This window comes from Algoriphagus lutimaris, assembly GCF_017051705.1.
In the GTDB taxonomy this organism is placed as follows: domain Bacteria; phylum Bacteroidota; class Bacteroidia; order Cytophagales; family Cyclobacteriaceae; genus Algoriphagus; species Algoriphagus lutimaris.
Window position 1 is genome coordinate 2,317,513 of record NZ_JAFIDJ010000001.1, and the last position, 25,871, is coordinate 2,343,383.

16 protein-coding genes are annotated in these 25,871 nt (G+C 39.3%); 11 read left to right on the forward strand and 5 right to left on the reverse strand.

What is annotated here, in order from left to right; all coding sequences use genetic code 11:
• The first annotated feature begins 208 nt into the window (after window positions 1–208).
• Complete coding sequence (locus JYB62_RS09540; protein ID WP_243431493.1) at window positions 209–1,552, forward strand: ammonium transporter; 1,344 nt, start codon at window positions 209–211, stop codon at window positions 1,550–1,552.
• An 84-nt stretch (window positions 1,553–1,636) separates the two neighbouring features.
• Here the strand turns inward: JYB62_RS09540 and JYB62_RS09545 are convergent, their stop codons facing one another.
• Window positions 1,637–2,131: a cupin domain-containing protein gene (locus JYB62_RS09545; protein ID WP_205645153.1), complete on the reverse strand. Its 495-nt coding sequence runs from the start codon at window positions 2,129–2,131 to the stop codon at window positions 1,637–1,639.
• Window positions 2,132–2,597: 466 nt separating this feature from the next.
• Between JYB62_RS09545 and JYB62_RS09550 the strand changes: the two genes are divergently transcribed.
• The 6 genes from JYB62_RS09550 to JYB62_RS09575 all read left to right on the forward strand — a co-directional run bounded on the left by JYB62_RS09550 (window position 2,598) and on the right by JYB62_RS09575 (window position 12,017).
• Window positions 2,598–5,105 (forward strand): phosphocholine-specific phospholipase C, encoded by a 2,508-nt coding sequence (locus tag JYB62_RS09550; protein ID WP_205645154.1) that lies wholly within the window; start codon window positions 2,598–2,600, stop codon window positions 5,103–5,105.
• A 103-nt stretch (window positions 5,106–5,208) separates the two neighbouring features.
• Window positions 5,209–5,541, forward strand: coding sequence for a hypothetical protein (locus JYB62_RS09555; RefSeq protein ID WP_205645155.1), 333 nt, complete (start codon window positions 5,209–5,211; stop codon window positions 5,539–5,541).
• A gap of 46 nt (window positions 5,542–5,587) precedes the next feature.
• On the forward strand, window positions 5,588–7,762 hold the full coding sequence (locus tag JYB62_RS09560; protein ID WP_205645156.1) for a TonB-dependent receptor: 2,175 nt from the start codon (window positions 5,588–5,590) through the stop codon (window positions 7,760–7,762).
• 203 nt (window positions 7,763–7,965) lie between these two features.
• Window positions 7,966–9,285: an aminotransferase class I/II-fold pyridoxal phosphate-dependent enzyme gene (locus JYB62_RS09565; protein ID WP_205645157.1), complete on the forward strand. Its 1,320-nt coding sequence runs from the start codon at window positions 7,966–7,968 to the stop codon at window positions 9,283–9,285.
• Window positions 9,286–9,369: 84 nt separating this feature from the next.
• A complete protein-coding gene (locus JYB62_RS09570; RefSeq protein WP_205645158.1) occupies window positions 9,370–10,464 on the forward strand; it encodes a DUF6544 family protein in 1,095 nt (364 codons plus the stop codon).
• Window positions 10,465–10,691: 227 nt separating this feature from the next.
• The gene (locus JYB62_RS09575) at window positions 10,692–12,017 is read left to right on the forward strand and encodes a Zn-dependent hydrolase (RefSeq protein WP_205645159.1); all 1,326 of its coding nucleotides are present in this window, start codon (window positions 10,692–10,694) and stop codon (window positions 12,015–12,017) included.
• Between the two features lie 49 nt (window positions 12,018–12,066).
• Here JYB62_RS09575 and JYB62_RS09580 read toward each other — a convergent pair whose 3' ends face one another.
• Window positions 12,067–12,855, reverse strand: a complete 789-nt coding sequence (locus tag JYB62_RS09580; RefSeq protein WP_205645160.1) for a hypothetical protein — start codon at window positions 12,853–12,855, stop codon at window positions 12,067–12,069.
• Between the two features lie 337 nt (window positions 12,856–13,192).
• Between JYB62_RS09580 and JYB62_RS09585 the strand changes: the two genes are divergently transcribed.
• Together JYB62_RS09585 and JYB62_RS09590 are read left to right on the forward strand one after the other, a co-directional pair.
• Complete coding sequence (locus JYB62_RS09585) at window positions 13,193–14,098, forward strand: sugar phosphate isomerase/epimerase family protein (RefSeq protein WP_205645161.1); 906 nt, start codon at window positions 13,193–13,195, stop codon at window positions 14,096–14,098.
• A 97-nt stretch (window positions 14,099–14,195) separates the two neighbouring features.
• Window positions 14,196–15,479 carry an aminotransferase class V-fold PLP-dependent enzyme gene (locus tag JYB62_RS09590; protein WP_205645162.1) on the forward strand — a complete coding sequence of 428 codons (1,284 nt, stop codon included), beginning with the start codon at window positions 14,196–14,198 and terminating at the stop codon, window positions 15,477–15,479.
• A 54-nt stretch (window positions 15,480–15,533) separates the two neighbouring features.
• On the opposite strand, the gene JYB62_RS09595 is transcribed toward JYB62_RS09590, so the two are convergent.
• Together JYB62_RS09595 and JYB62_RS09600 are read right to left on the reverse strand one after the other, a co-directional pair.
• A complete protein-coding gene (locus tag JYB62_RS09595) occupies window positions 15,534–17,231 on the reverse strand; it encodes a sulfatase family protein (RefSeq protein ID WP_205645163.1) in 1,698 nt (565 codons plus the stop codon).
• Between the two features lie 126 nt (window positions 17,232–17,357).
• Complete coding sequence (locus tag JYB62_RS09600) at window positions 17,358–19,055, reverse strand: sulfatase family protein (RefSeq protein ID WP_205645164.1); 1,698 nt, start codon at window positions 19,053–19,055, stop codon at window positions 17,358–17,360.
• A gap of 978 nt (window positions 19,056–20,033) precedes the next feature.
• On the opposite strand from JYB62_RS09600, the gene JYB62_RS09605 reads away from it, so the two are divergent.
• Window positions 20,034–21,536, forward strand: a complete 1,503-nt coding sequence (locus JYB62_RS09605; RefSeq protein ID WP_205645165.1) for a sulfatase — start codon at window positions 20,034–20,036, stop codon at window positions 21,534–21,536.
• A 43-nt stretch (window positions 21,537–21,579) separates the two neighbouring features.
• Here the strand turns inward: JYB62_RS09605 and JYB62_RS09610 are convergent, their stop codons facing one another.
• Window positions 21,580–24,006: a TonB-dependent receptor gene (locus JYB62_RS09610; RefSeq protein WP_205645166.1), complete on the reverse strand. Its 2,427-nt coding sequence runs from the start codon at window positions 24,004–24,006 to the stop codon at window positions 21,580–21,582.
• A gap of 173 nt (window positions 24,007–24,179) precedes the next feature.
• Between JYB62_RS09610 and JYB62_RS09615 the strand changes: the two genes are divergently transcribed.
• Window positions 24,180–25,652: a sulfatase-like hydrolase/transferase gene (locus JYB62_RS09615; RefSeq protein ID WP_205645167.1), complete on the forward strand. Its 1,473-nt coding sequence runs from the start codon at window positions 24,180–24,182 to the stop codon at window positions 25,650–25,652.
• The last annotated feature ends 219 nt before the right edge of the window (window positions 25,653–25,871 follow it).

A 25,871-nucleotide genomic window follows, 5' to 3' on the forward strand; every position in this document is an offset into this window, starting at 1 on the left:
ATCCATAAAAAGAATTTCGTCTCGGCCCACAAAAAAATTTAACTCTTAGTCATCTAGGACTGAAATCTTCGATAACTCCTTAATTATAAACGCATTACAAAACATTTATTCGCATTACTTTATAGCGTTTATTCGATAAATAATGGTTTTTAATTCTGTATTCATCAATTTATTCAGAATAAAAAATTAAAACCATTATTTTTGATCCATGAATAAAACAGGTATGAAGTTCAAGTGGAAACTTGCCTTCTTGATTACAATTGCAGCACCGGTACTGGGTTTATTTTGGAAGCATGCCGGCCCGGTATTAGAAAATTTCGGAACAGCAGAGGACTTAATATTTGCAGACATCGCCTGGCTTTTGACGGCCTCCTGTCTGGTACTATTGATGACCCCGGGTCTCTCCTTATTTTATGGGGGAATGGTAGGTAAGAAAAACCTGATTTCTACCATGCTTCAAAGCTTTATTTCTCTAGGAGTCGTGACGATGCTCTGGGTGGTCGTAGGATTTAGCCTTGCTTTTGGGGATCCAATCGGCATTACTATTGGAGGGGACACCTATGGAATCATTGGAAACCCTTTCCAATATTTATTCTTTGATCAAGTAGCCGAATTACCTCATAAAGCGTTAGGGAGCACCATTCCTTTTATCCTTTTTGCTTTGTTTCAAATGAAGTTTGCTGTGATAACCCCGGCAATTATCACAGGATCTTTTGCGGAACGAGTAAGATTTATTGGGTATCTTTTCTTTATAGGTATCTTCTGTATCTTCGTATATGCTCCACTTTGTCATATGGTTTGGCATCCAAATGGACTCATCGGCTCCTATTTTGGCGTGTTGGATTTTGCCGGAGGTACTGTCGTGCATATCAGCGCAGGGATGGCATCTTTGGCTGGAGCATTATTCTTAGGTAAAAGAAACAAACCCAGTCATGAACCTTCCAACATCACTTATGTTTTGCTTGGAACTGGAATGCTTTGGTTTGGATGGTTTGGTTTCAATGCAGGTTCCTCCTTTGGAGCGAATGGAACTGCAGCCATTGCATTTGCAACGACGACCATTAGTTCCGCAACTGCGATGATGACCTGGGTTTTATTTGACAGAATTCAGGGAAGGAAGATTTCAGCATTACAGGCTTGTATCGGTGCTGTGGTAGGCTTGGTCGTCATTACCCCTGCTGCAGGTTACATCACTGTACCAGAAAGCTTCTTCTTCGGAGCAGTAGGTGCAATCGTTTCAAATCTTGCTATGAATGCAAAATTCCTAAAGAAAATTGATGACACTTTGGATGTCTTCGCCTGCCATGGGATTGGAGGAATTATGGGAATGATTCTCACTGCCATTTTTGCTGGAAAAGAAGGTTCCAGCTTACTCCATGGCGGAATCGGAGTGTTTGCTTCTCACATGGTAGTTTTAATTGGAGTATGTATTTTCTCCTTTGGAATGGGCTATTTGATTTTCTATGTGCTCAATAAATTTATCACACTTCGTGTCCGAGAGGAATATGAGGAAATAGGTCTGGATATTTCCCAACATGGCGAGTCGATCTAACAGATAGAAAGTCTTAAAAAAAGTGCCTCAAACATCCTATGAGGCACTTTTTTTATTTAAATTATTTTACAAATTACACAAATATTACCTTCCAAAATCATCCTGAAGGCGAACAATATCATCTTCATCTGATGGATTTCCTGCATCTGTATGTTGCCAGATTTCGGCCACCACTCCCCAATCCTTCAAGCCAATTAAGCGATGACGTTCTCCTTGTTGAAGCTTGATTTTATCTCCTTTTGATAAATTCTTGATTTCGCTTTCTTCATCCGTCAAACTCGTCGCCACAGCTACTTCCCCTTCAATACATCTCCAAATTTCAGCTCTTCGGAAATGATATTGCCAGCTCAATCTTTTTTCAGGAGCTACCAACAATATTTTTGGACTCAGTTTTTCTGAAATCTTCAAGGCTTCAAAATTCTCCTCTGGAAAAAATTCTTTGGCAAATTGTGCTGCTTGAGATTCGTCAATTACTAAAAATCCACCCCAAGGTCTTTCTCTATCCTCTTTTACAATGGTAAAACCTAATTGGGCCATTAAGCTCTCTGCTTTTTCAAAAACTTCTTTTTTTACTTTCATTCAATTATTGATTTTCTATAAATCACCTATTTTTTAAATTTCAACCGATTTCTAAAGGAGTCACTCATCTCTTTCTACAGTTACCTAACACCTCTAAATCTCCGTTTAATCACCAATTCACTTACCAACACTAACTCGATTCAGTTTTAAAAATCATTTATTAATCCTAAAAAAATTGGATCAAGAGAATCGGAAAAGCAAGTGGCTACTTACTGGAAGTTTTTGAATTTCTTTGGTTGATGCCCACTAAGATCGTATATCCATCGATTAAATTCAAAAGGATTACTCACCAAATATGTAAGAATTTAAGGTGAATTCTGTATCTCAAGGGATTTCATATTATCTTCCCATTTCTTCATTAGCTAAAAAGAACTCTTTTGATTTTTCACTTTTGATAATGAAAAGCTAACCATTAATTAACCATTTATTTCTCGCCTTAAATCAGGCGCCCAAGTAATTTTCCACCATGAAAGAATCAAGGAGAGAATTTCTCAAGAAGACGGCTCTATTGAGTGGAGCTGCGGGACTTTGGCAAGTATTACCAAGTTCTATCGAAAAAGCATTAGCAATCAGTCCGGACCCAGGAACTACTTTTGAAGATGCTGAACATGTGGTCATGCTAATGCAGGAAAATCGATCTTTTGATCATTGTTTTGGTACACTTCGAGGGGTAAGAGGCTTCAATGACCCTAGAGCCATTTCCATTCCCGGAAAACTTCCTGTATGGATGCAAGCCGATAATCAAGGCACCCACTTCCCTCCTTTCCGTTTGGATATTCAGGCTACTAAAGCCACTTGGATGCGTGATATCCCCCATTCTTGGGAGGACCAAGTAGATGCCAGAAACGATGGCAAATACAATGGTTGGATTGAAGCCAAAAGACCGGGGAGGGAAGAATTTAAAGAGGTCCCTTTAACCATGGGCTATTACACCAGAGAGGATATCCCATTCTACTATGCATTGGCAGATGCCTTTACCGTTTTTGACCAGCATTTTTGTGCAGCATTGACTGGAACTACAACGAATAGAAGTTATTTCTGGACTGGAAAAACCCATGGAGAGAAAGGAGATAAAGCCAAGGTTAGAAATGGAGAAGCCACCTACAGTAAAGAAGTAAATTGGACTACTTTTCCAGAAAGGCTAGAACAACTGGGAATCTCCTGGAAAGTATATCAAAATGAAATAAGCATTCCTTCCTTAGTAGAGGATTCCTCTTTATTGGCCAATTTCACCGACAATAACTTGGAATGGTTTTCCCAATACCATGTGTTTTTCAGCCCTGGATATTACCAGTTTCTGGAGAAGCAACAACCGATCATTGAACAGGAATTAAGCAATTTTGAAAAGCATGGAATTCCTGAAGGTGCGAAGGAAGGTTATTTGGAAGAAATTGAGAAAAAGCGAGAAGAGCTGAAAACGATAAAGGAACACTTGGTCAAATACCATCCAGACAATTTTGAAAAGCTTTCTGAGTTTGAAAAAAGTATCCATCGAAAGGCATTTGCCAGAAATACAGGAGACAAGGATTTTCAAAAAATTGAACGGATCAATTATTCGGAAAATGGAGAAGATCGAACCGTTTCAGTTCCTAAAGGTGATATCCTCTATCAATTCAGAAAAGATGTGAAAGAGGGGAATTTACCTGCTGTTACCTGGCTGGTTGCCCCTCAAAAATTCTCTGATCACCCCAGTGCTCCATGGTATGGTGCTTGGTATGTATCTGAAGTAATGGACATCCTGACCCAGGATCCTGAGGTCTGGAAAAAGACCATCTTTATTCTAAACTACGATGAAAATGACGGCTATTTTGATCATCAGCCTCCCTTTGTTGTTCCTGACCCAAAGAATCCAGAAGAAGGAATTATTTCAGATGGAGTGAGCACAGAGGGAGAATATGTCTATAAAGAAGAGGAGGCAAAAGCGGGATTTAAGGAGGAAGATTGCAGAAGCAGCCCGGTAGGCTTAGGGTATAGAGTACCCCTTATTGTTGCTTCTCCATGGTCTCGAGGTGGCTATGTTAATTCTCAGGTATCAGACATTACCTCCACCATCCAGTTTTTGGAGAAATTCCTAAGCAAAAAGTCAGGTAAAAAAGTCGAAGAGCCGAACATTTCAGGTTGGAGACGTATGGTTTCCGGGGATTTGACTTCCGCTTTTAGACCCTATCATGGGGAACCACTAGAAAAGTTAAAGCCCATTGATCGAAATGAGTTTATGACACAAATTCATAAAGCTCAATTCAAGGCATTACCAGATAATTTTATGGCTATTCCTGCTTCAGAAGCAAAAAAATGGGATACCGCTCGATTACAAAAAGAAGGAAGTCTTCCTGCTCAGGAAAAAGGAAATAGACCTTCCAATCCTTTAAATTATGATCTTCGGGTCAATGGACATCTCAGCTCTGATAAAAAGGCTTTTCAGATTAGCTTTGAAGCGTCTCATGAACTATTTGGAGAAAATTCCTGGGGCGCCCCTTTTCAAGTATATGCGCCAGGAAAATTCAGAAGCAAGGATTCCAAAAATTGGGAGGAAGCAAGAGTTTGGCACTTTGCAGTGAAAGCTGGTGACAAATTGGAATATGTTTGGCCTTTGACTGATTTTGAAGGCGCAAAATTCCACCTCAGAGTTTATGGACCCAATGGATTTTACAGAGAATATCAAGGATCCTCGTCTTCATCCATTGTAGAAATTGACATGCAACCCATTCAAATGGGTGGATCGATCAGTAGATCAGTGAACTTAAAATTGACCAGTCACTTAGGTCCTTCTGCCATTCAAATCGTAGAAAATAATTATCGAGAAGGAAATTATTCAATCTCATTGGCAAACGGAAAATCAATCCTCAAAGAATTAAATTTTGAATCTTCACAAGGATGGTATGATTTCACAGTTAAAGCTGATGGGCTGGAAAGCTCCTTTGCAGGAAGGCTGGAAAATGGAGAAGACAGTATATCGGATCCATTACTTTCCTAATTTGAAAACCACCAACCCTACCCCTAAAACCTGGTGAGTCATGAGGCTTTTTTTAATTGCCTCATGATTCTTTAATCTAGGGATTGATTTTTACATTTGAAGAATGAAGGTTTTATCGGTTTTAATCGCTCTGTTCTCTTTTTGGCTGACGGGAATGCCTTGTTGCAGCGTGGAAAATAGCTGTGATACTACCGAGGTTAACCCAGAGTCAGTCTTTGGCTCAGAGGAAGACTGCGAGGATCATCTACCTTGTTCCCCATTCTATTCCTGTGGAACCTGTACTGGATTTTCCACAGAAAAATTCTCCTTCACAATACTTCCCATTTCCGAAGAAATCAAATCCGAACCCATCCATTTTTGGAAAGCTCTTATTTCGGAGCAACATAGCATGAGAATCGTAAAGCCACCGGGAGATCCAATCTCCTTACTCGCCTAGCTCAAATGGAGCTCTTCTCGTCTAGTTACCATTCGATCAATCAATCATGCTAAAATATTTATTAGTAGGTATTCTCCTATTTACCTGTCGCCTTACCTATTCTCAAACCAACTACCAAGCTAAAATAAGTGACAAAGACTCTGGTACTCCTTTGGTTGGAGCTACTATTTTGTTAAAAGAGATTTCACTTGGTGCTGTTTCTGATCGAAATGGTTTGACACTGCTTGAACAAGTTCCTGATGGCACCTATACCCTGGAAATCAGGTATCTGGGATATGAAACACTGCGAATAAAACGAACTTTTCCTGTTAGTCTTTCAGAGATACCAGAAGAATTTTCACTCGATCATTCTGAGGAAGAGATGGAAGAACTTATCGTTCAATCCAATCGAAGTTCCAGAGTAATAGAGGATGTTCCCACTAGGGTGGAAATCATTGCAGGAGAAGAACTCTCAGAAAAAGGAAATATGAAACCTGGGGATATCCGGATGCTTCTCAATGAAAGTACGGGGATTCAAACCCAACAAACCTCAGCTACGAGTTACAACTCCAGCATTAGAATACAAGGTTTGGATGGAAAATACACCCAACTATTGAGAGATGGGCTTCCCTTATATGCAGGGTATTCTTCCGGATTAAGCCTGATGCAAATCGCACCATTGGACTTAGCTCAAGTAGAAGTGATCAAAGGAGCCTCTTCTACCCTATATGGAGGAGGAGCCATCGCTGGATTGGTCAATTTGATTTCCAAAAGCCCTCAGGAAGAACCCGAATTATCCGTAATGCTTAATGGTACTTCTGCACTAGGGTTGGACGCTAGTGCCTTTTATGCAACAAAAAAAGGGAAAGTAGGAACAACGATTTTCACCTCCTACAACAAAGGAACTGCTTATGATCCTGCAGATATCGGATTGACTGCCATCCCAAAATTCGACCGATGGACCATCAACCCAAAATTTTTCTGGGACATACATCCCAAATCAAGTTTAATCCTAGGATTGAACCTAATGAAGGAGGATAGATTGGGAGGAAATTTAGATTTTATCAAAGGCAAAGAGGTGTCAAACCCTTATTTTGAAAAAAACACCACGGATCGTATTTCCACTAGCCTGAACTATCATCTTCAACTAAATGAAGCAACTCAGTTTGAAGTAAAAAACAGTTACAGCTATTATGACAGAAGCATAGAAATCCCTGATTTCCTATTTTCCGGAAAGCAATATTCTTCACTCTCTGAAGTGAATATCAGCACCAAAGGAAACAAATCAGAATGGATTGGTGGATTGAATTTATGGACGGATCAATTCATACAAAAAGAAGGAAATGAGGGTTCTCCTCTTGATTACAATCTGAATACCTATGGGGCTTTTGTCCAAAACCTATGGAATGCATCTGAGCAATGGACTTTTGAAACAGGATTCAGGCTGGATTATCAAAAAGAGTATGGAGTATTTCCCTTGCCGAAGCTCTCAGCCATGTTCAAACCTACCGATGCACTCACATTTCGACTTGGCGGCGGGTTGGGGTATAAATCCCCAACCGTATTTACAGAAGATGCCGAGCGGATTCATTTCCAATATATTTCACCTATAGATCCCGGTCTTTTTGAAGCAGAAAAATCTTCTGGAGCCAACCTAGACCTCAACTACAAAGTAGCTTTTGGAGAGGAACTATCTTTGGTAGTCAATACCCTTTTCTTTTATACCAGTATTAAAAATCCACTCTTGCTAACTCCAACAGGGAGTAATTATGAATTTCAACAACCCACTGGGAACATGAAGACCAAAGGCCTGGAGCTTAACATGAAATGGAATTACAAGGACTTCAAACTTTTTGTAGGATATACCTTTGCCGATGTCCATCAACAATACAATGACATCAAATCAACTTATCCCTTGGTGGCAAAACACCGCATCAACAATGTTTTAATGTATGAAAAGCATGAAAATTTTTGGGTTGGACTGGAAGCATATTATTTCAGTCCTCAGCAACTAAATGATGGGATGGAGGGAAAATCCTATTGGATCGTGGGATTAATGAGTGAAAAGAAATTTGGAGAATTTTTTTCCATATTTCTGAATTTTGAAAACTTTCTGGATACCCGCCAAACCAGGTTTGACACCATTTATACGGGTAGTATTTCCAATCCGGACTTCAGGGATATATATGCCCCTGTAGATGGATTCGTCATCAATGGAGGTGTCAAATTCCGACTTTTATAAAATATGAATCTCAAATCCAACAAAAAACGTGATAAAGATTAGTTCTTAGGGAATGTATGGCTTTGAATTTCATATCATTGTAGAAGTCTTTCATAGATTCTTTAATATCCACATATATCGCTACCAAATTTTAGATTCTCTCGATATTTAATTGGATTTCAGTGGAGCTATGATTAGTTTTTGTTTTACGCTTCTTATAAACAATGAATTCAGCTTTTCTTTCAAAAAAAGGCAGTGCGGCAGCCCAAAAACCCACAAGGGTTGACATGGACATTTATTTTAAAGCCATGAAAAACCGCTTCCACGCTCAAGACAATCCAGAAGGAGCATTCCCTATGAACGTGGCTGAGAATCATCTTTGTTGGGAAATGCTGAAAAATAGAATCCAAAAAGTAACCAGAGAAAAAAATATTCCAAATTGGGTTGCGAGCTATGGGGATCCATCAGGTATCCCAAAATTCAAAGAGGCTACCGCCAATTTTTTATCCAAATTTTTAATTAAGGAGGAAGTCAACCCTGATTCTTTGGCTTTCTCTGTCGGAGCTACCTCCGTGATTGAAATGACCGCATTTTTACTTTGCGATCCGGGAGATACTGCTGTGATTCCTGCCCCAAGTTACCCAGTATACACAGGGGATATTGGCGTGTTTCCTAGCGTCCATCGCTACGACCTTCAAACACACCAAAAAATAGAGGAACTCAGCAATGGAATCCCTATTCATACCGATCAATTAGAACAAGCAAAACAGGAAATAGAAACAGCCGGTAGCAGATTTAGGATGTTAATCTTAACCAATCCTGACAATCCCACCGGAGCTATTTATAGCGAGCAACAATTACGTCAACTTGCAGATTGGTGCATTTCACATCAAATCCATTTAGTGGTGAATGAAATTTATGGGCTCACTCCCATCAACCATCGGCACCCAGAAATAAAGGATGATTACCCGAATCCGATCCAGTTTGTTTCCTTTGGTAAAATCATGGCTGAATATCATAGCCCTTTTCTTCATTTCTGGTATTCCTTTTCAAAAGATTTTGGAATATCAGGGTTTAGAATAGGCCTGCTTCATTCTCTCAATGAAGACTTGATCAAAGCCTATGGAAATATCGGATTGAGTCATTCAACCTCTAACTACACTCAATGGGTGCTTGCAGAAGTATTGAATGATTTGGAATTCCTAGAACAGTATTTTTCTTCTTTCCAAAAGGCCTTAACCGAGTCTTACCTAATTGTAAGTCGTACGCTCAAGGAACTAAGCATCCCTTTCAATCCTTCCTATGGTAGTCTCTTTACTTGGATGGATTTATCTGAATTTCTAAACGAGAAATCTGACTCTGGAGAGGAACAATTATGGTTGGACATTTATCAGCAATCAAGGATCTTATTGACTCCGACCAATGGGTTTGGTCATCAACAAAAAGGATTGTTTAGAATGGTGATCACCAGTTTTGATCACCCAGATTTAGAAGTAGCAATGGGTAGACTAAAGGAATATTTTGTAAGGAGAAGAAATGGCTAATCCCAGGCAGAAGATAGAATGATTTCTTAATCTCTGAAATGGAGACGATTTAGATTAAAAACTAAACCAAGCCCCTAAAAACCTATGAAAATTGCATTTTTCATCCTCATTGTTTTACACGGAGCTATTCACTTGCTAGGATTTGTGAAAGGACTAGGTATCAAGGAAGTAAAGGAATTGACCTTACCTATTTCAAAATCCATGGGAATCACTTGGTTGCTTGCTGCAACCCTACTTATTGTATATGGAATCCTCTATCTTATTCATTCAAAATATGCCTGGTTAGTTGGGATCATTGCAGTTTTAATTTCCCAAGCCTTAGTATTTATATTTTGGAAAGATGCCAAGTTTGGGACCTTTCCTAACCTACTCATTTTATTGATCTCTCTGATTGCATGGGGACAATTCCAGTTTCAAAATAAGGTTCATCAAGAGACCCGGCATCTTTTGCAGGATATCAATGACCAAGAGCATAAAATCCTCCAGGAACATGACTTCAGTGAATTACCTCCTCCTGTAAAAAAATGGATTCGAAATTCGGGTTCTGTGGGGAAACCTTTAGTCCAAGTGGGAGAAGTGTTCCAGAAGGCAGAAATGCGTATGAAGCCCGATCAAAAAAATTGGATGCAGGCAAATGCAAAACAATATACTCGAATAGATCAACCTTCTTTTATCTGGACCGTGGATGTGAAAATGAACCTCTTTTTAAACTTCCAGGGTAGAGATAAATTTGAAAATGGCAAAGGCAGTATGCTGATCAAATTGAACTCCCTTGTCAACATAGTTAATGAGGAAGGAGAGAAATTGGACGAGGGCTCATTGCAGCGGTATTTGGGTGAAATGGTGTGGTTTCCTTCTCTGGCATTAAGTCCTTTTATTTCCTGGGAAATGATCGATGAGACTACAGCGAAAGCTTCCATGGAATTTCAAGGCACCAGCGGATCTGGCACTTTTTACTTCAATGATCAAGGAGATGTAGTACGGTTTTCTGCCATGAGATATATGGACAATAATGATGGAGCTGAAAGAAAAGAGTGGATCATGGATATTTCAGATTATCAAGTATTTGAAGGCATCAAAGTACCTTCCAAAATGACCGCAACATGGAGACTGGATGAAGGTGATTGGACTTGGTTAAAACTGGAAGTGACAGACCTGAAATTCAATCGTTGGAATTAATCTAGGTTGTTAATCTTGGGGAGAAAAATACATTTTTAAGACTTTGAGTTTTTTTTTCTCCTTCAACCCATTTTTTACTCAGACAATCATCTGAGTTCCTTCCTGCTTTTTTTAGGCTTCAAATTTGAAATGAAGTCCACAATTGCCACCAACTAAGATTCGGCCTCAAAATTCTTCCCCTTTTTTATCAAAATTTCTTACCTTATTCTTTTACCACCTCCCCTACTATGAGTCGAAGATCCTTTATTAAAAAAACCGCGCTGACAGGATTGGGATTATCTGCCTTTGGATGGCTAGATGCCCATGCAGTTTCATTTTCCCAAAGCCTTCCAAAAGTAAACAGAAAGCGAATTGAAGATCGTATTCAGGCATTGGCGAAGTATGGCCAGGATGAAAACGGACATGGTTATCGGGTGGCTTATACCCAAGGAGATATTGAAGGGAGAAAATGGTTGATAGACCTGATGGAACAGGCAGGACTGAATACCCGAATTGATGCGGGAGGTAATATCATTGGGAGCCGAAATGGAAAAAACCCAAAATTAAAGCCCATTGGCTTCGGTTCACATATAGACATGGTACCTGATGGAGGAAACTACGACGGCACGCTGGGTTCCTTAAGCGCCTTGGAGGTGATAGAAGTACTGAATGAAAAGAAAATCATTACTGAGCATCCTTTGGAGGTCATCGTTTTTGGTAACGAGGAAGGTGGACTGATCGGAAGTAAGGCAATGGTTGGCAAACTGACCCAAGAAGGACTTCAACAGGTCAGTCAAAGTGGCTTGGTAATGGGGGAAGGAATCCGGGCGATTGGAGGAAATCCTGAGGAAATAGGAAGTGCTGAACGAAAAAAGGGAGACCTTCATGCCTGGCTGGAATTACATATTGAACAGGGAGGAATCCTGGAAAGTGAAAATCTACAAATCGGGGTTGTTGAAGGAATTGTAGGGATTCTGGATTGTGAAATTACCGTAGAGGGGTTTGCCAATCATGCAGGAACCACCCCCATGATACTAAGAAAAGATGCGTTGTTAGCGGCTTCTAAATTAACTGTTGCCGTGAATGAAGTCATCAATAGTGTTCCAGGCACACAGGTGGGGACAGTGGGCAAAATCGAAGCTTTACCCGGAGCCTACAATGTAGTTCCCGGCAAGGTGATGATGGGCCTGGAAATTCGCGATTTATCATTTGAAAAAATTGAAATGCTGCTGGGTCAAATCCAAGAACGAGCCCAGGCAATCGCAGAGGAAACAAAGACAACTATTACATTTAGAAGAGAGCCCAGCTTCAATCTTCCTGCGTTGACTGATGCTTCTGTACAGCTAAAAATCCAGGAATCTGCTAAGGCACTTGGTTTGAAAACCAAACACATGCAAAGTGGAGCAGGTCATGATACCCAGCAAATTTCCCTGATTGCTCCCGTAGGAATGATTTTCGTTCCAAGTGTGGGCGGAATCAGCCATTCACCTAATGAATTCACCAAAACGGAAGATATGGAAAATGGTGCCAATGTGCTTTTGCATACTGTTTTAGCCTTGGATCAGCAGGAATAGAAAAACCTTCATACAAAACCATGGATTGTATCCTTTCTATCAAATTCCGTTATGGTAATACATGAGACATCCACCAAGCCACATGGGAAGAACTCCCCTTCGGTGGCTCCGCTTTTGTAACTAAGATAGGCGACCAGTCTTCCTTAAATGTGATGACTCTAGCATTCAATTGGGTAGGTAAACCTCGAGGGAAGATTTCCTTCGCTTTGGCAAGAAATGATGCATAATTTTTTCGCCTTTTCGTAAGAGTACCTCCAGGAACATTCAGTATCAACTTCGAAGGAGGAATAATCTTCACCATATTCTCCACCTCCCACAGCACCCCAGGGGTAGTACCCGCAGTTAGAATCACAAGATTGGCTCCTCGAGCCATTTGCAATACTTTCTCTTGCCAATTATCATCCGAAACATACACGTTATCTGCACCCAAGATCGGGGGAGATTCTGGTTCCCCAATTGCTGCCACTTTCCCATAATCTCGAGTCAACTCAGAAAGAATTTCACCGAATTCGGATCCAATTCCTCCAAGTACACGAGGCAATTGCATGCGAACCCCGAATTTTAACACTTTCAATTTATTGAGAAAGCTGATCGGCTGGTTATCCCTACCCCAGCTATAATATACACGCCAATCTGTGTCTTCAGAGAATGGCCGTAAATAAAGAATGCCAGGAGGTGAATCTAGCTCTACAAAGCGAAAAGATTGGTGTCTGAGGGCCTTTTTGCGTAAAATAATGGCAGCTACCATGCTTGCAAAAAGTACAGGAAACACATAATCTGGTATCTCCACCACACCATAAAGAGGATTTTCACCAATAAAGGGAAATCCAGGAATCATAAAAATTAGGAAGATAAAAAAGATTAGTAAAATCAAATTACTTAGCTTACTGTATAAGCGACCTTTAGCACTTGTATCCCCTACCATGGCAGGTCGCTTTCGCCGATTACCAGTCTTTTCTTTCCCTTGGTCTTTCATACAAATTCCCTCTGTAATCTAAACTAACTTTAGCCATACGAAACCTCTTTTAATCAATAAAATAGATTTTATAGCCGATGTATCTCCAGTTAATGAAATATAAATAATTCCTACTTATTAAAATATTCAAATTCACCATATTAGAATACTTGTTATTGACACTAATAGGGTTTGATCTCACACTTTAAACATTTTTACCATGAATAGGAAAAGGAGAAATATAGTTCGAAGCCTGGCATTGACACCTCTTGTGGTTGGAACTCACAGTCCATTCACAAATTCTTCAATAAAACCTTTGACCCAAACCAGGATCCAATACAGTATCAATGCCTATTCGTTCAACTCCCAATTAAGGAATGGTGAAATGACATTCTTGGACATGATGGAATTTGCTGCAGAAATCGGGATGAATGGAGTAGATTTAACAGGCTATTATTTTGATTCTTATCCAGATGTTCCTCAAAACAGTGAACTATTTCAACTTAAAAAGAAGGCTCTTGAACTCGGACTAAACATATCTTGGACAGGAGTCAGGAATAATTTTGTGAATCCTGATGCTGCAGGAAGAGCTGCTGATCGAGAATTAATTAGAAAATGGTTAACAGTATCGTCTAGTCTAGGAGCTTCAATTATGAGAGTTTTTACAGGAAGTCAAACCTATGAAGGCTTTACGAAAGATGAAGTAAAAGAATGGTTGGTGAATGAGTTTAAAACTTGTGCTAAGTATGGGGAAGAAAAAGGAATAATCGTAGGCCTTCAAAATCACAATGAATTTTTATTTGATAGTGATGAAGTAATCGACATCCTGAAAAGAGTGGACTCTGAATGGTTTGGGTTGATTTTAGACATTGGAAGTTTGCATGCGAAAGATCCTTATGCGGAAATCGAAAAACTGGCTCCTTATGCCACCTACTGGTTTATTAAAGAACACGTATTCCCAAATGGCAATAGGACTCCTGTGGACATGAAAAAAATTGTCTCAATTATCAAAAACCAAGGGTATCAAGGATATGTCTCATTTGAAAGTCTGAGTGATGGGGATCCGAAACAAATTATTTCTTCAATGTTTGATTCATTTAAAAAAGCGTATGAAAAAATTTCTTAATGGGGGATAAGCAAGTCTTCTGAACCTAGTTTCAAAATTCATATTCTAGATAAAAACTAAAAAAGTGCTAATTTTTCTAAACTTACTCACTAACCAAATGACAAATAGAAGAAACTTTCTGAAGAAAGGATGTCTGGCTGCAGCCTCCACTGCCTTTACCTTCCCCCATTTTTCCCATGCAACAGAAAAAGAGGCAGCCCTTTGGAAAACATCCCCTCAGTTCAGCGACGATGAATTTCTATGGGACTGGGTTCGAAATGAGTATTCAGTTTCTTCCACCATAGCAAATCTCAATAATGGAAGTGTTAGTCCTCAACCGAAGGTGGTTCAGGAAGTATTGGAGCATTACACCCGAGAGTTCAATACCATTCCTTCCATGTATATGTGGAGTGAAGGAGACACTTCCAACGCCATCAAGGAGCAATTGGCAGCTTTGGCAGGATGTAGCCCTGAAGAAATAGCCGTAAACCGTAATACGACAGAGGCGCTTAATACAGTGATCTGGGGGATGAATTACCAAAAAGGAGAGGAAATCATTCTGACTGAACAAGATTACACTTCGGTGATGAACACCTGGCAAGAAGCTGAGGCTCGATATGGAGTCGTATTAAAATGGCTTTCTCTTGATTTGCCAGTTGAAAATGATGAAGAAATTGTAGAAGCATATACCCGAGCCATCACTGAAAAAACAAAGGTGGTCATGATCACCCATATCAATAATATCAATGGAAACATCTTGCCTGTAAAGAAAATCACAGCAGCTGTAAAAGATATCAATCCGGATATCAAGGTCTTGGTAGACGGAGCCCATGCCTTTGCTCATATTGATTTTAAGATTTCAGATTTGGGATGTGATTTTTATGGTACCAGTTTGCATAAATGGCTTTGTGCACCCTTTGGTACTGGTATGTTGTATGTCAAAAAATCCGAAATCCAAGGCCTATGGCCTCTTTTCACCCATGTGGACCCTCAGAGTGATAATATCGACAAGTTCGCAACATTTGGGACAAGAAATCTTCCGGCTGAGCTTTCCATTGCCAGGGCGATCGAGTTTCATAATAGCATCGGGATCGAAAGAAAAGAAGCCAGATTACGATATTTGAAGGATTATTGGATCTCACAAGTGGCAGACATCCCAAATGTTGAAGTGAAAACTTCCATGAAATCTGAGTTTGCCTGTGCTTTGGGTTCCTTCTCATTAAAGAATATGCCCGATGGAGAAGTAGTCCAAAAGCTAATGAAAAACTATCAGATCCATGTCACCCAAAAAGGAGATAAAACAGGGAAATTTCACGGCATGCGGGTTACCCCACATATCTATACAAGAACCGAAGAGTTGGACCGACTGGTCAAAGGCATTCAAGAATTATCGAAAGTATAATTGTCCTTTGTATTTAATTAAAACAACCACTTTTTGATATGCCTTTAAAGAAGCTTATTTGTTTTCCAAAGCTTTCTCTTTTCTTGCCTTAATTTCCTGTATGGTTACTTTGTCAATCCCATATACTCTATCTTCTCCTGTATCTTCCAAATATTGATCAATATACCCTTGGCTGACCTCATTACTATCTTTGTATTTGGTTCGAAGCTCATCCAATTTTTGGTGTAACTCTGCACGGATCTCGGCATAAGCAGGGTCATCATAAACGTTTTTAAGTTCCTGAGGATCCTTTTTACGATCAATCAATTCCCATTCATCCGTGACATAATAATAGTGAATGAGTTTATAATCCTTGGTGACTACCGCATAGTGTCTGTTGACCATATGTTCAGCAGGATATTCATAGTAATGGTAATACACGGCATCCCGGTCCCAATTTTCCAAATTACCAGTTAGTACTGGAACCATACTCTCACCCTGCATATCTGCAGGTGCCTCCACTCCTGCCACATCCAAAAAGGTCTGCGCAAAATCTAGATTCTGAACCAACTCATCGGATTTGGTACCCGCTTTTACTTTGCCTGGCCAAGCGACCAACAAAGGGGTTTTGAAGGACTCGTCATAAATGAATCGTTTATCATACCACCCATGTTCTCCAAGGTAAAAACCTTGGTCGGAAGTATACACGATGATCGTGTTTTCCATTAGATCATTTTCCTCCAGATAATCCAAAAGCCTTCCTACATTTTCGTCTACCGCCTTAATTGTACCTAAATAATCTTGCATGTATCGCTGGTATTTCCAGCGCATTTTATCTTCTTCGCTCATACTTGGATAAGCTTGGATAAATTCTTCACTGATGGGTTCGTAATATTTTTTGAAGCTTTCTGCCTGCGAAGGGTTAAATCGATTCATTTGCCCAATAAATCGGCTGGTATCATATCCACCTACATCAGCAATTCCCATTTTTTTCAGCACCTCCGGAAATAGTTTATTGTCTCCAGACCATCCCATATGTTCCAGGATATTCATTTCTGCTTCTCCTGCAGGGGATGTTCTTCCAGAATAATCATCGAATAAGGTAGCAGGCTCTGGGAAAGTTTTATTAGTAAACTCTTCTAAGTGCCGCTCTGCCATATACCATGCCCTGTGTGGGGCTTTATGCAAGTACATCAGTAAAAAAGGATCCTCCTTTTTACGTTCATTTTCCATCCAATCCAAGGTAAAGTCGGTAATGATATCCGTCACATACCCTTGCACTTTGATATTTCCTTCTTCCTTGGTGATGAATTCCGGGTTATAATAACTCCCCTGTCCTGGAAGGATTTTGAATTGGTCAAAACCTTTCGGGTTGTTCCCAAAGTGCAATTTCCCAAACATCGCTGTTTGATAACCAGCCTTTTGTAATAATTGAGGAAATGTCACATTGGTGGTATCAAAAGGGAAATGGTTATCGATTTTTCCGTTCATATGAGAATGTTTTCCCGTCAAAATTGTCGCTCTGGAAGGAGCACAAATGGAATTGGTGACAGATGCTTGGGTAAACAGCATCCCCATTTCTGCGATTCGATCAATATTTGGTGTCTCTATCAGTTTATTATCATAGGCTGAAATAGCTTGATAAGCATGATCATCCGACATGATAAATATGATATTGGGGCGTTCTTGTTTTTGCTCTTCTGAACTTTGCTGGCAAGCTGTAAAAATCGTGATGCCAAGTAAGAAAAGGAAAATCGGCTGGGTATATTTCATAGGTTGGATATAGGCTACTTACTATATAATTTCTATTCTTATAGTTTTCTTTTGATGTCTTATTTCTAATGTTTCTTTCATAGGATCACAATCGACAGTCAACTGTGAACTATTCACTGACACTGCTTACTGGTTATCTGTAGAAAGCTTTCTATCCTTAAATATCTTATCCAGCAACTCTTTATTTTTCCCTCCTGCGTAGGAATTATTTTCCTGGAGATAGTCTAGATATTCATTGAGGTATTTTTGAGAGATTTCCGAGTTATCCCCATACTTTTCTCTTAGCCCATCTAGTTTTTCATGCAACTCAGCCCTGATTTCTGCATAGGCAGGATCATCATATACATTTTTCAATTCCATTGGATCATTAATGCGATCTATTAATTCCCACTCATCCGCATCAAAATAATAGTGAACCAGCTTGTATTCCTTGGTGACGATCGCGTAATGACGCTTTACCATATGCACAGAAGGGTATTCATAGTAATGGTAATATACTGCATCACGGGTCCATTTATCTGTTTCACCTGTCAATAGAGGAAGTAGACTTTCTCCCTGCATATCGCTTGGTGCCTGAATGCCGGCTGCTGCTAAAAAGGTTTGTGCAAAATCAAGATTCTGAACCATTTCATCTGATTTGGAACCCGGTGCTACTTTTCCAGGCCAAGCCACTAGCAAAGGCGTTTTAAAAGATTCATCGTAGATAAATCGCTTGTCAAACCATCCATGCTCCCCTAGGTAAAAACCTTGATCAGAAGTATAAACGATAATTGTATTATCCATTAAATCATTAGCTTCCAAATAATCTAATACCCGACCTACGTTTTCATCTACCGCTTTAATGGTACCCAAATAATCCTGCATATAGCGCTGGTACCTCCACTTCATTTTATCCTCTTCGGTCATATTGGGATAAGCTTCCTTGAACTCCTCAATCATTTTATTGTAGGATTCATCCCAAACCGCTCTTTGCTCGGGGTTCATTCTTCCTACTTCCCCTTCGAAAGCAGCCTTATCCCAACCAGAATTGGGCTCGATACCCAGTTGATCCATGACAGCAGGTGGGATTTTGGAATCCCCTGCCCAGTGCATATCCTCCAACAAATTCATTTCTGCCTCATGAGCGGCTCGACCTCTACCTGAGTAATCATCAAATAAGGTAGGAGGCTCTGGAAATGTTCTTTGAGTAAATTCAGCCACGTGTCTTCCAGCAGGTAGCCATTCTCTATGAGGAGCCTTATGTAGATAAAATAGCAAGAACGGGTCTTCTTTTTTTCTCTCATTTTCCAACCAGTTCAAAGTCATGTCAGTAATGATATCCGTGACATAACCTTCTACTTGAATTGTTCCTTCATCCTTGGTAATAAAATTTGGGTTATAGTATTTCCCCTGGCCAGGAAGTATTTTGAACTGGTCAAAACCTTTCGGATTGTTCCCAAAGTGAAGTTTCCCAAACATGGCAGTTTGATATCCTTCCTTTTGAAATATTTGAGGGAAAGTCACGTTCGTGGTATCAAAAGGGAAATGGTTGTCTACCTTGCCGTTGATATGGGAATGTTTACCAGTTAAAATCGTAGCGCGAGAGGGTGCACAAATGGAATTGGTGACAGAGGCGTTGGTAAACAACATCCCCATTTTGGCGATTCTATCAATATTAGGGGTCTCTATCAACTTATCATTATATGCAGATATCGCCTGATAGGCATGATCATCGGACATAATGAAGACAATATTGGGGCGTTCTGCTTTTTCTGGCGATTTACTGCAACCTACAGCTCCTATAAGAAGAAACAGTATTAAAATCGGCAAAGATGTTTTGCTCATTTTTTTCAAGATTGATGGATTGATTGGTAATATGATTTTCCAAAGTAGTTAAAAGTATAAAATCATCTGCATTTGAACCAATTCCACCGTGTTTCATTCAAAAAAAACTTAAAGATATAATTAGATCTTTTTAAAATTTTTTATAAATCTCCCACTTTTGATTTAGGTCTGGCTTCTCCCAACCTTTCTTCATTTTAAATTTTTTACCAAAACGAGAATGAGAGTTAGGAGTAATTTTAATGCTTTCGCTTACATAATGTCCTAAGACTACTTACCATTGAAAACTTTTAAAAGACTTATGATTCCGACTTTCATAGGGAGATTGATCATCTGATCTATGAAAAAGGGGATTCATTTAACCAGGAGTAAGAATGGCTCAGAAAAACCAATACTACTCCAAGCAATTGCCGAGATCCCCAATTCAAGGTGATATTTCCCTGGAAAATATCTTCAAAAAAGCAGGTCTTTCAAGCAACCCTAGTTTGGCTATTTAGCTTCGAATGGAATATTGATAATCTGGAGAAGAAACTCATCTTTTCTTATTCAGGAAAGACCTTTCAGCAAAAACTTAGGAACCCAAATCTACCTTCGGTCAAGTTTGTTAACCTGTTCCTTATTAACTCATGTTTCCTTCAGACTTAAACACCAGCGATGGAGGCACATCCAAATTCTCTACAAAATAAAATTGTGTCATGGTTCCAACAATTAGGTCATTGATATCCATTTACTGGTTTTCTTCTATAGGAGTACATGAAAATCACCTAGTAAAAATACGCCAAAGAGCAGCGCCTTCTTAAAAATCATTTTTACAAAAGTTATTAAGGAAATTAAATATGAAATTTATTGAATCGTTTCGAAATAATAGATTAAAAAAGAATTAGCCCCTGATTGCCAATCAGCTACCCAAAAAGAGGGACTTTGATTAGTGAGGGCTTCTCTTTTGATCTATTTTAGCAGGGTCAAAAGAACTAATTGAACATGTCACTTCCTTTGCCTTTCTTTTACAAATCCTTTTTAAAAATCAATAGTCGCTTTTTTTGGAGGACTTTCTCCTTTTTTATTTTAATTACTATTGGTTTTGCAGAATTAGGATTAGCACAGACCAAAAAGAAATCTAATGTCCTATTTATCATATCAGATGATTTGACTACGACTGCTTTGGGAGCCTATGGAAACCCAATTGCACAAACACCTGCAATCGATCAATTGGCAAAAGAAAGCATGGTTTTCACCAAAGCTTACACCCAATATCCAGTATGCGGACCATCAAGAGCTTCTTTTATGTTTGGATATTACCCCAATGCGACCCAAACCTATGGATATGTCAGTGGAAGGGAAAATGTAGGACCTGAAAGACCTTCTATGGCTGAATTATTTAAGCAAAACGGTTATTATACAGCCAGAGTAAGCAAAATCTACCACATGGGTGTACCTGGAGATATTGAAAAAGGTTCGGATGGAAAAGACGACCCTGCTTCCTGGACTGAGAAATTCAATTCCCAAGGCCCCGAATGGACAGCACCGGGAAAAGCGGAATTGGTTCAAAATAATCCTGATGGAAGCATTGAAAGAAAAGGAGGCAATGTCATGACCATTGTGCAAGCTGATGGAGATGACTTGGTTCACTCGGATGGTAAAACGGCAGAAAAAGCTTCTGAATTAATCAGAAAACACAAAGATGAGCCTTTCTTGTTGGCAGTTGGTTTCGTTCGACCCCACGTTCCTTTTGTAGCTCCTGCCAATTATTTCACTCCTTTTCCTTATGAAGGAATCAAGTTACCTAGACAGGTAGAGAATGATTGGGATGATATCCCGGAACGAGGAATTAATTATGTCACCAGTGTCAATGCAGAAATGAATGAGGTACAAAAGCAGAAAGCTATTGCGGCCTATTATGCCTCAGTATCCTATATGGATGCCCAAGTTTCAAAAGTATTGAACACCTTGAAAGAGGAAGGTTTGGAAGACAACACCATTGTGGTTTTCACTTCTGACCATGGATTTCATTTAGACGAACATGAATTTTGGATGAAAGTTAGTCTGCATGAAGAATCTGTTTTAGTCCCTATGATGATCAAGGCCCCAGGAATGAAACCAGGCCAATCAGAGTCCTTCGTAGAGCTATTAGACCTATATCCTACTTTGGCAGACTTGGCAGGTCTTTCATACCCTAAGGCAATCCAAGGAAAAACCCTGAAACCAGTGCTTCAAAATCCTAGGAAAGAAGTAAGAGACTTTGCTTTTTCTGTAAGCCAGGGGGGAAAATCATTTTTGGTTCGTACCCAAGACTATGCATTTATTCAATATGATGAGGATGCTGGATCGGGTATGGAATTGTATGATATGAAAAAAGATCCCATGCAATTTCATAACCTTTCAGATAAACCTACTTATCAGAAAGTAGTCAAAGAAATGCAAGCTATACTAGGCAAAAAATTAGCCGAGATAAGAACCAATGATTTGGCAATACAATACCATTGATACTTACCCGGCTATAAGAGTCTGTGTTTTTTATTCTTGGAGTTTAAAACTTAAGTCCAAGTGTTATATAGAATGTTCTTCCATCTGCTGGCATAATTCCAGGTCCTGGATAACCTCCAGCTCTTCGTGTGAAATAAGCTGTATTGGAAAGATTATTTACTCCAGACTTAAGGCTGTATTTCTTTTTGAATATATAAGATGCAGAAAGATCTTGTACAGTGTATGCCGGAATCAAACCTGAAGTTGCTGCAGCATTTGGCTCCACCGAGTTGGTTGCATCAGAGAATGCATCTCCAATGTCACTTAACTGCCAAGTCATAGAAAAATCTTTGAATCGATAAGTGGCACCATATCTATTGATTTTACGAGGAGCATTTTCCACTCTATTCCCTGCTAAATTATTTTCCACTATTTCGCCATCAATTACGCTAGTCCTCACAAAATCCCGATACTCTGCATTTACATAAGCAAGCGATGCAAAAAGATGAATATATCCAAATGTGGAATTTCCCACAAAAGCAGTGATCGGATCAAATTCAACAAAGGCCTCTATACCTTGACTAACAGACCTTCCTAGATTAGTTCGGTATTGGAATCTTGTACCATCAGCAGCAGTTTGAGTAATTGTCCCAATTCTATCAGCATAATTCAAATAGAAGAAGCTCGCATCAAAATTTAGGAAAGAACCAACATTCCCTCTATATCCAAAATCAAAATTATAACCACTTGCATCCTGTAAATTAGGATCTATAACATCAGTAGTAGCCGGTGGGGTTAAATCGGAAATTAATACCGGGCGATACGCTTGGGAGAAATTGGAGTAGAGTTCAGTGGTTTTTGTAAGATGGTATTCACCTCCAAGTCCCAGCAACGCAAAAGTTCTTTTTCTTGTCTCTGGTGTCAAAATCTGAGGAACTCCATTTACAGTGTTTAAAACTCCTTTCATTTGAGACGAAATATGCTCTAAGCGGACTCCTGCAGTCAGCAAGAACTTATCAGTAACATTAAACATGTTCTCAACAAAAGCAGCGTGATTTAAATTATCAAAATTTAGATCCCGGGGAAAGCTTGCTTCCACCAAATCAAAGTTCATATCTGTGCCTGTATCTCCTACACCAAGCTGATTTCTGTCGATATTTCCTTTATAAAATCTATATCCGCTGACCAGATTATGCTCCCTCTCAAATAGTGAATAAGAAGTACTCAATCTTAATTCTGTCCCAAAAGTATGGTATAGATCTCGGTCAACTTGTCTATTTCCAAAATCATCTTCTTCCGTGATTGGCTTCATAAAACCCACACTATTTCTCTGTGCAATTGAACCAAAAGCTTTCAAATTCAACTTTGTCTTTGGACTGACGATATAGTCAGCATTCAATGATGGAAGGAACCAAGGTGTGCTGAACCAATTTCGGGACCGGGTACTTTGACTTGAATCTTCATTAAATTGTGCATCAGTCAATCCGCCCGGTTGCTGAGTCTTTGTGTACATATAAGTCATTTCCGTACCGATCTTAAAGCGGTTATTTACGGCATAGTTGACTTCAAAATGTGCATGATCTGTATTAAAAAACCCATTCTGGCGCCAGCCGTTCCCTCTTCTTTTTTGGTAATAAGCTGTGTAATCCCATTTTCCTTCAGTACCTCCTATGTAATTGAAAGTGCTGAAAAGTCCATTACTTCCAACAGTATTAATAGTCTCAGCTGTGAATCTTGTAGATGGATCTGGCTTACGTAAAACAAAGTTCAATAATCCTCCAAACTGAGGTCCGTATTGAAGGGAAGATGCTCCTCGGATAATTTCAATATTTTCTACTACTTCCATCGGAGGTGTAAAGTAAGCTTCAGGATAACCCATTGGGTCTGGAGTGATATCGTATCCGTTCATTCTAACATTAAATTCCCAAGAACGATTCGGACTTAAACCTCTTGAAGCAACTCCCAACTGAATACCAGAACCATCATTTTCCCAGATAGAAATCCCGGGAGTTCTTCCAAAAATTTGACGACTGTTATTCATTGCCAAGTTGGCATCAATCTCAGTCAGTCGAATAACTTCATTTTTCCTTCCTGCATTGATCCTAAAATCTTCCACTTCAGGAAGTCTCCCCTGCCCATTCATGCCTCGACTTGCCATCAATTCAAAAGATTCCAACCAGATTTCATCTTCATTGATGAAGAAATCAATGTTTTTAATTTCACCTTTCTCAATCTCGAAAGGAATAATCTGCTCCTCAAAACCTATGAAACTGACTTTCAAGTCATATTTCCCCACAGGAATATCTTTAAGAATATAATTTCCATTCTGATCTGATTGAACACCACGGACGGTTCCTACCAAAAATACTGATACCCCTTCGACAGGATTTTGAGCTTTGTCAAGAATTCTTCCTTTCACAGCATTTTGCTGAGCAAAAACAAGAGAGGATGAAATCAGGAAAAAGAACATGGCGAAATAGATGCCCCTCATATTTATTTGTTTTTATTTAGACTTGATTTAAATAGTGACGCAAATCTATTATCTAGAACTACTCTAAACAAGACTTGTTTAGAAAAAATCTAATTAAATTTAAAATAATCGAAATCGAAGTTTTTGTGTCATTTAGAAGAGAAAGCTTAACTTTTGAAATCAATTTATTACAAATGAAGAAACACATACTAGTTATTCTTGCGATAGCAATTACAAGCTTTGGTTATGCCCAAAATCCCAAACCTAAACCCAATGTCCTTTTCATATTTGCAGATGATCAACGATCGGATGCTTTGGGCATCAATGGAAACCCCTACATACAAACCCCTACAATTGATCAGCTTGGGAGAGAAGGAAGCCGGTTTTCCAACGCTTATGTAATGGGTGGTGTGCACGGTGCCATCTGTATGTCAAGTAGAGCCATGCTTTTCAGTGGTAAAAACTTATACAAGGTTCATGATAAATTGAATGGACAACATACGATGACAATGAGCTTTGCAAGTGCCGGTTATAGAACCTTTGGAACTGGTAAATGGCACAATGAAAAAGAGATATTTGAAGCAAGCTTTCAAGAAGCCAAAAACGTTTACTTGGGAGGGATGGCCGATCATTATGAGCTCCCATTGAGAGATTATGGAGCAGATGGTAAATTGGGTGAACCTACTCAAAAAGGGTATTCGACTGAGCAGTTTGCTCAAGCTGCTGTTGACTTTATTAAAGATCATGGAAAGAGAAATACGGATCAACCGTTTTTTTGCTATGTAGCTTTTACTGCTCCGCATGACCCTTATTCCCCAGAAGCAAATTATATCAACTTTTATCCTGACGGGACACTCCCTCTTCCTGGCAACTACATGCCTTATCACCCTTTTGAATTCGATCAGTTGACAGTACGGGATGAAAATTTAACTGGTTGGCCAAGAAAACCGGAAGTCATCCAAATGATTTTATCGGATTACTATGCTCTAGTAACTCATTTAGACACGCAAATTGCCAAAATCTTAAACGCACTGAAAGAGACGGGGCAGTACGATAATACCATTATTGTTTATGCGGCTGACAATGGCCTGGCGGCAGGTAGCCATGGACTATTAGGAAAGCAAAGTCTTTATGAACATAGTTCCAAGGTTCCATTGATCATCAAAGGCCCCGGAGTCCCTCAAGATCAAGAGTTGGATGCTTTTGCATACATTCATGACTTATATCCTACTTTGGCTGACTTAGCTGGAATCCCTGATCCTCAAGACATCGACGGTATTAGCCTAGTCCCTGTCATCAAAGGCGAAAAAGATGGAGTAAGAGATGCTCTTTACACTTCATACAAGCATACAGTAAGAGCGGTAAGAAATAAAAAATATAAGTTGATCAGATACCCTGAAAGAGATTATACGCAACTTTTTGATTTGGAAAATGATCCATTGGAAATAAACAACTTAGCAGAGCTTTCTGAGTACCAAGATAAAAAAGCCGAGATGTTCCTATTAATGGAACAATGGCAAGAAACTTTCCAAGATAAGATCAAGCTAACGGCAGATATCATCAAACCAATGGGTTATGATCCTGATACCTTGGTTAGAACTCCAGATAGATGGCAGCCAGAATATACGTTGAATAGATATTTTGAAAATACTAACAAAAAAAAATAAGCTAAGATTTTTCGTTCGATTTCGAAGTAGACTGATGTCCATTACTGAACATAAACTTTTCTAAAAACACCTTCTCAATTATGGAGAAGGTGTTTTTTATTAGATGGAACACAATTTGTAATTTTATCCCTAAACACAATCAACACATGCTTAGCTTCTTACTTTGGTGCATATTATTTGTTCTTTGCTGGCCTTTGGCAATCATCGCTTTAATTCTGT

What these genes read in the sequence shown, in the direction of transcription:
- JYB62_RS09610 (WP_205645166.1), bottom strand. Translation starts at nt 24,006, where the DNA reads ATGAGGGGCATCTATTTCGCCATGTTCTTTTTCCTGATTTCATCCTCT.
- JYB62_RS09605 (WP_205645165.1), top strand. Translation starts at nt 20,034, where the DNA reads ATGTCACTTCCTTTGCCTTTCTTTTACAAATCCTTTTTAAAAATCAAT.
- JYB62_RS09550 (WP_205645154.1), top strand. Translation starts at nt 2,598, where the DNA reads ATGAAAGAATCAAGGAGAGAATTTCTCAAGAAGACGGCTCTATTGAGT.
- JYB62_RS09585 (WP_205645161.1), top strand. Translation starts at nt 13,193, where the DNA reads ATGAATAGGAAAAGGAGAAATATAGTTCGAAGCCTGGCATTGACACCT.
- JYB62_RS09540 (WP_243431493.1), top strand. Translation starts at nt 209, where the DNA reads ATGAATAAAACAGGTATGAAGTTCAAGTGGAAACTTGCCTTCTTGATT.
- JYB62_RS09555 (WP_205645155.1), top strand. Translation starts at nt 5,209, where the DNA reads ATGAAGGTTTTATCGGTTTTAATCGCTCTGTTCTCTTTTTGGCTGACG.
- JYB62_RS09570 (WP_205645158.1), top strand. Translation starts at nt 9,370, where the DNA reads ATGAAAATTGCATTTTTCATCCTCATTGTTTTACACGGAGCTATTCAC.
- JYB62_RS09590 (WP_205645162.1), top strand. Translation starts at nt 14,196, where the DNA reads ATGACAAATAGAAGAAACTTTCTGAAGAAAGGATGTCTGGCTGCAGCC.
- JYB62_RS09600 (WP_205645164.1), bottom strand. Translation starts at nt 19,055, where the DNA reads ATGAGCAAAACATCTTTGCCGATTTTAATACTGTTTCTTCTTATAGGA.
- JYB62_RS09580 (WP_205645160.1), bottom strand. Translation starts at nt 12,855, where the DNA reads ATGATTCCTGGATTTCCCTTTATTGGTGAAAATCCTCTTTATGGTGTG.
- JYB62_RS09565 (WP_205645157.1), top strand. Translation starts at nt 7,966, where the DNA reads ATGAATTCAGCTTTTCTTTCAAAAAAAGGCAGTGCGGCAGCCCAAAAA.
- JYB62_RS09545 (WP_205645153.1), bottom strand. Translation starts at nt 2,131, where the DNA reads ATGAAAGTAAAAAAAGAAGTTTTTGAAAAAGCAGAGAGCTTAATGGCC.
- JYB62_RS09560 (WP_205645156.1), top strand. Translation starts at nt 5,588, where the DNA reads ATGCTAAAATATTTATTAGTAGGTATTCTCCTATTTACCTGTCGCCTT.
- JYB62_RS09595 (WP_205645163.1), bottom strand. Translation starts at nt 17,231, where the DNA reads ATGAAATATACCCAGCCGATTTTCCTTTTCTTACTTGGCATCACGATT.
- JYB62_RS09575 (WP_205645159.1), top strand. Translation starts at nt 10,692, where the DNA reads ATGAGTCGAAGATCCTTTATTAAAAAAACCGCGCTGACAGGATTGGGA.
- JYB62_RS09615 (WP_205645167.1), top strand. Translation starts at nt 24,180, where the DNA reads ATGAAGAAACACATACTAGTTATTCTTGCGATAGCAATTACAAGCTTT.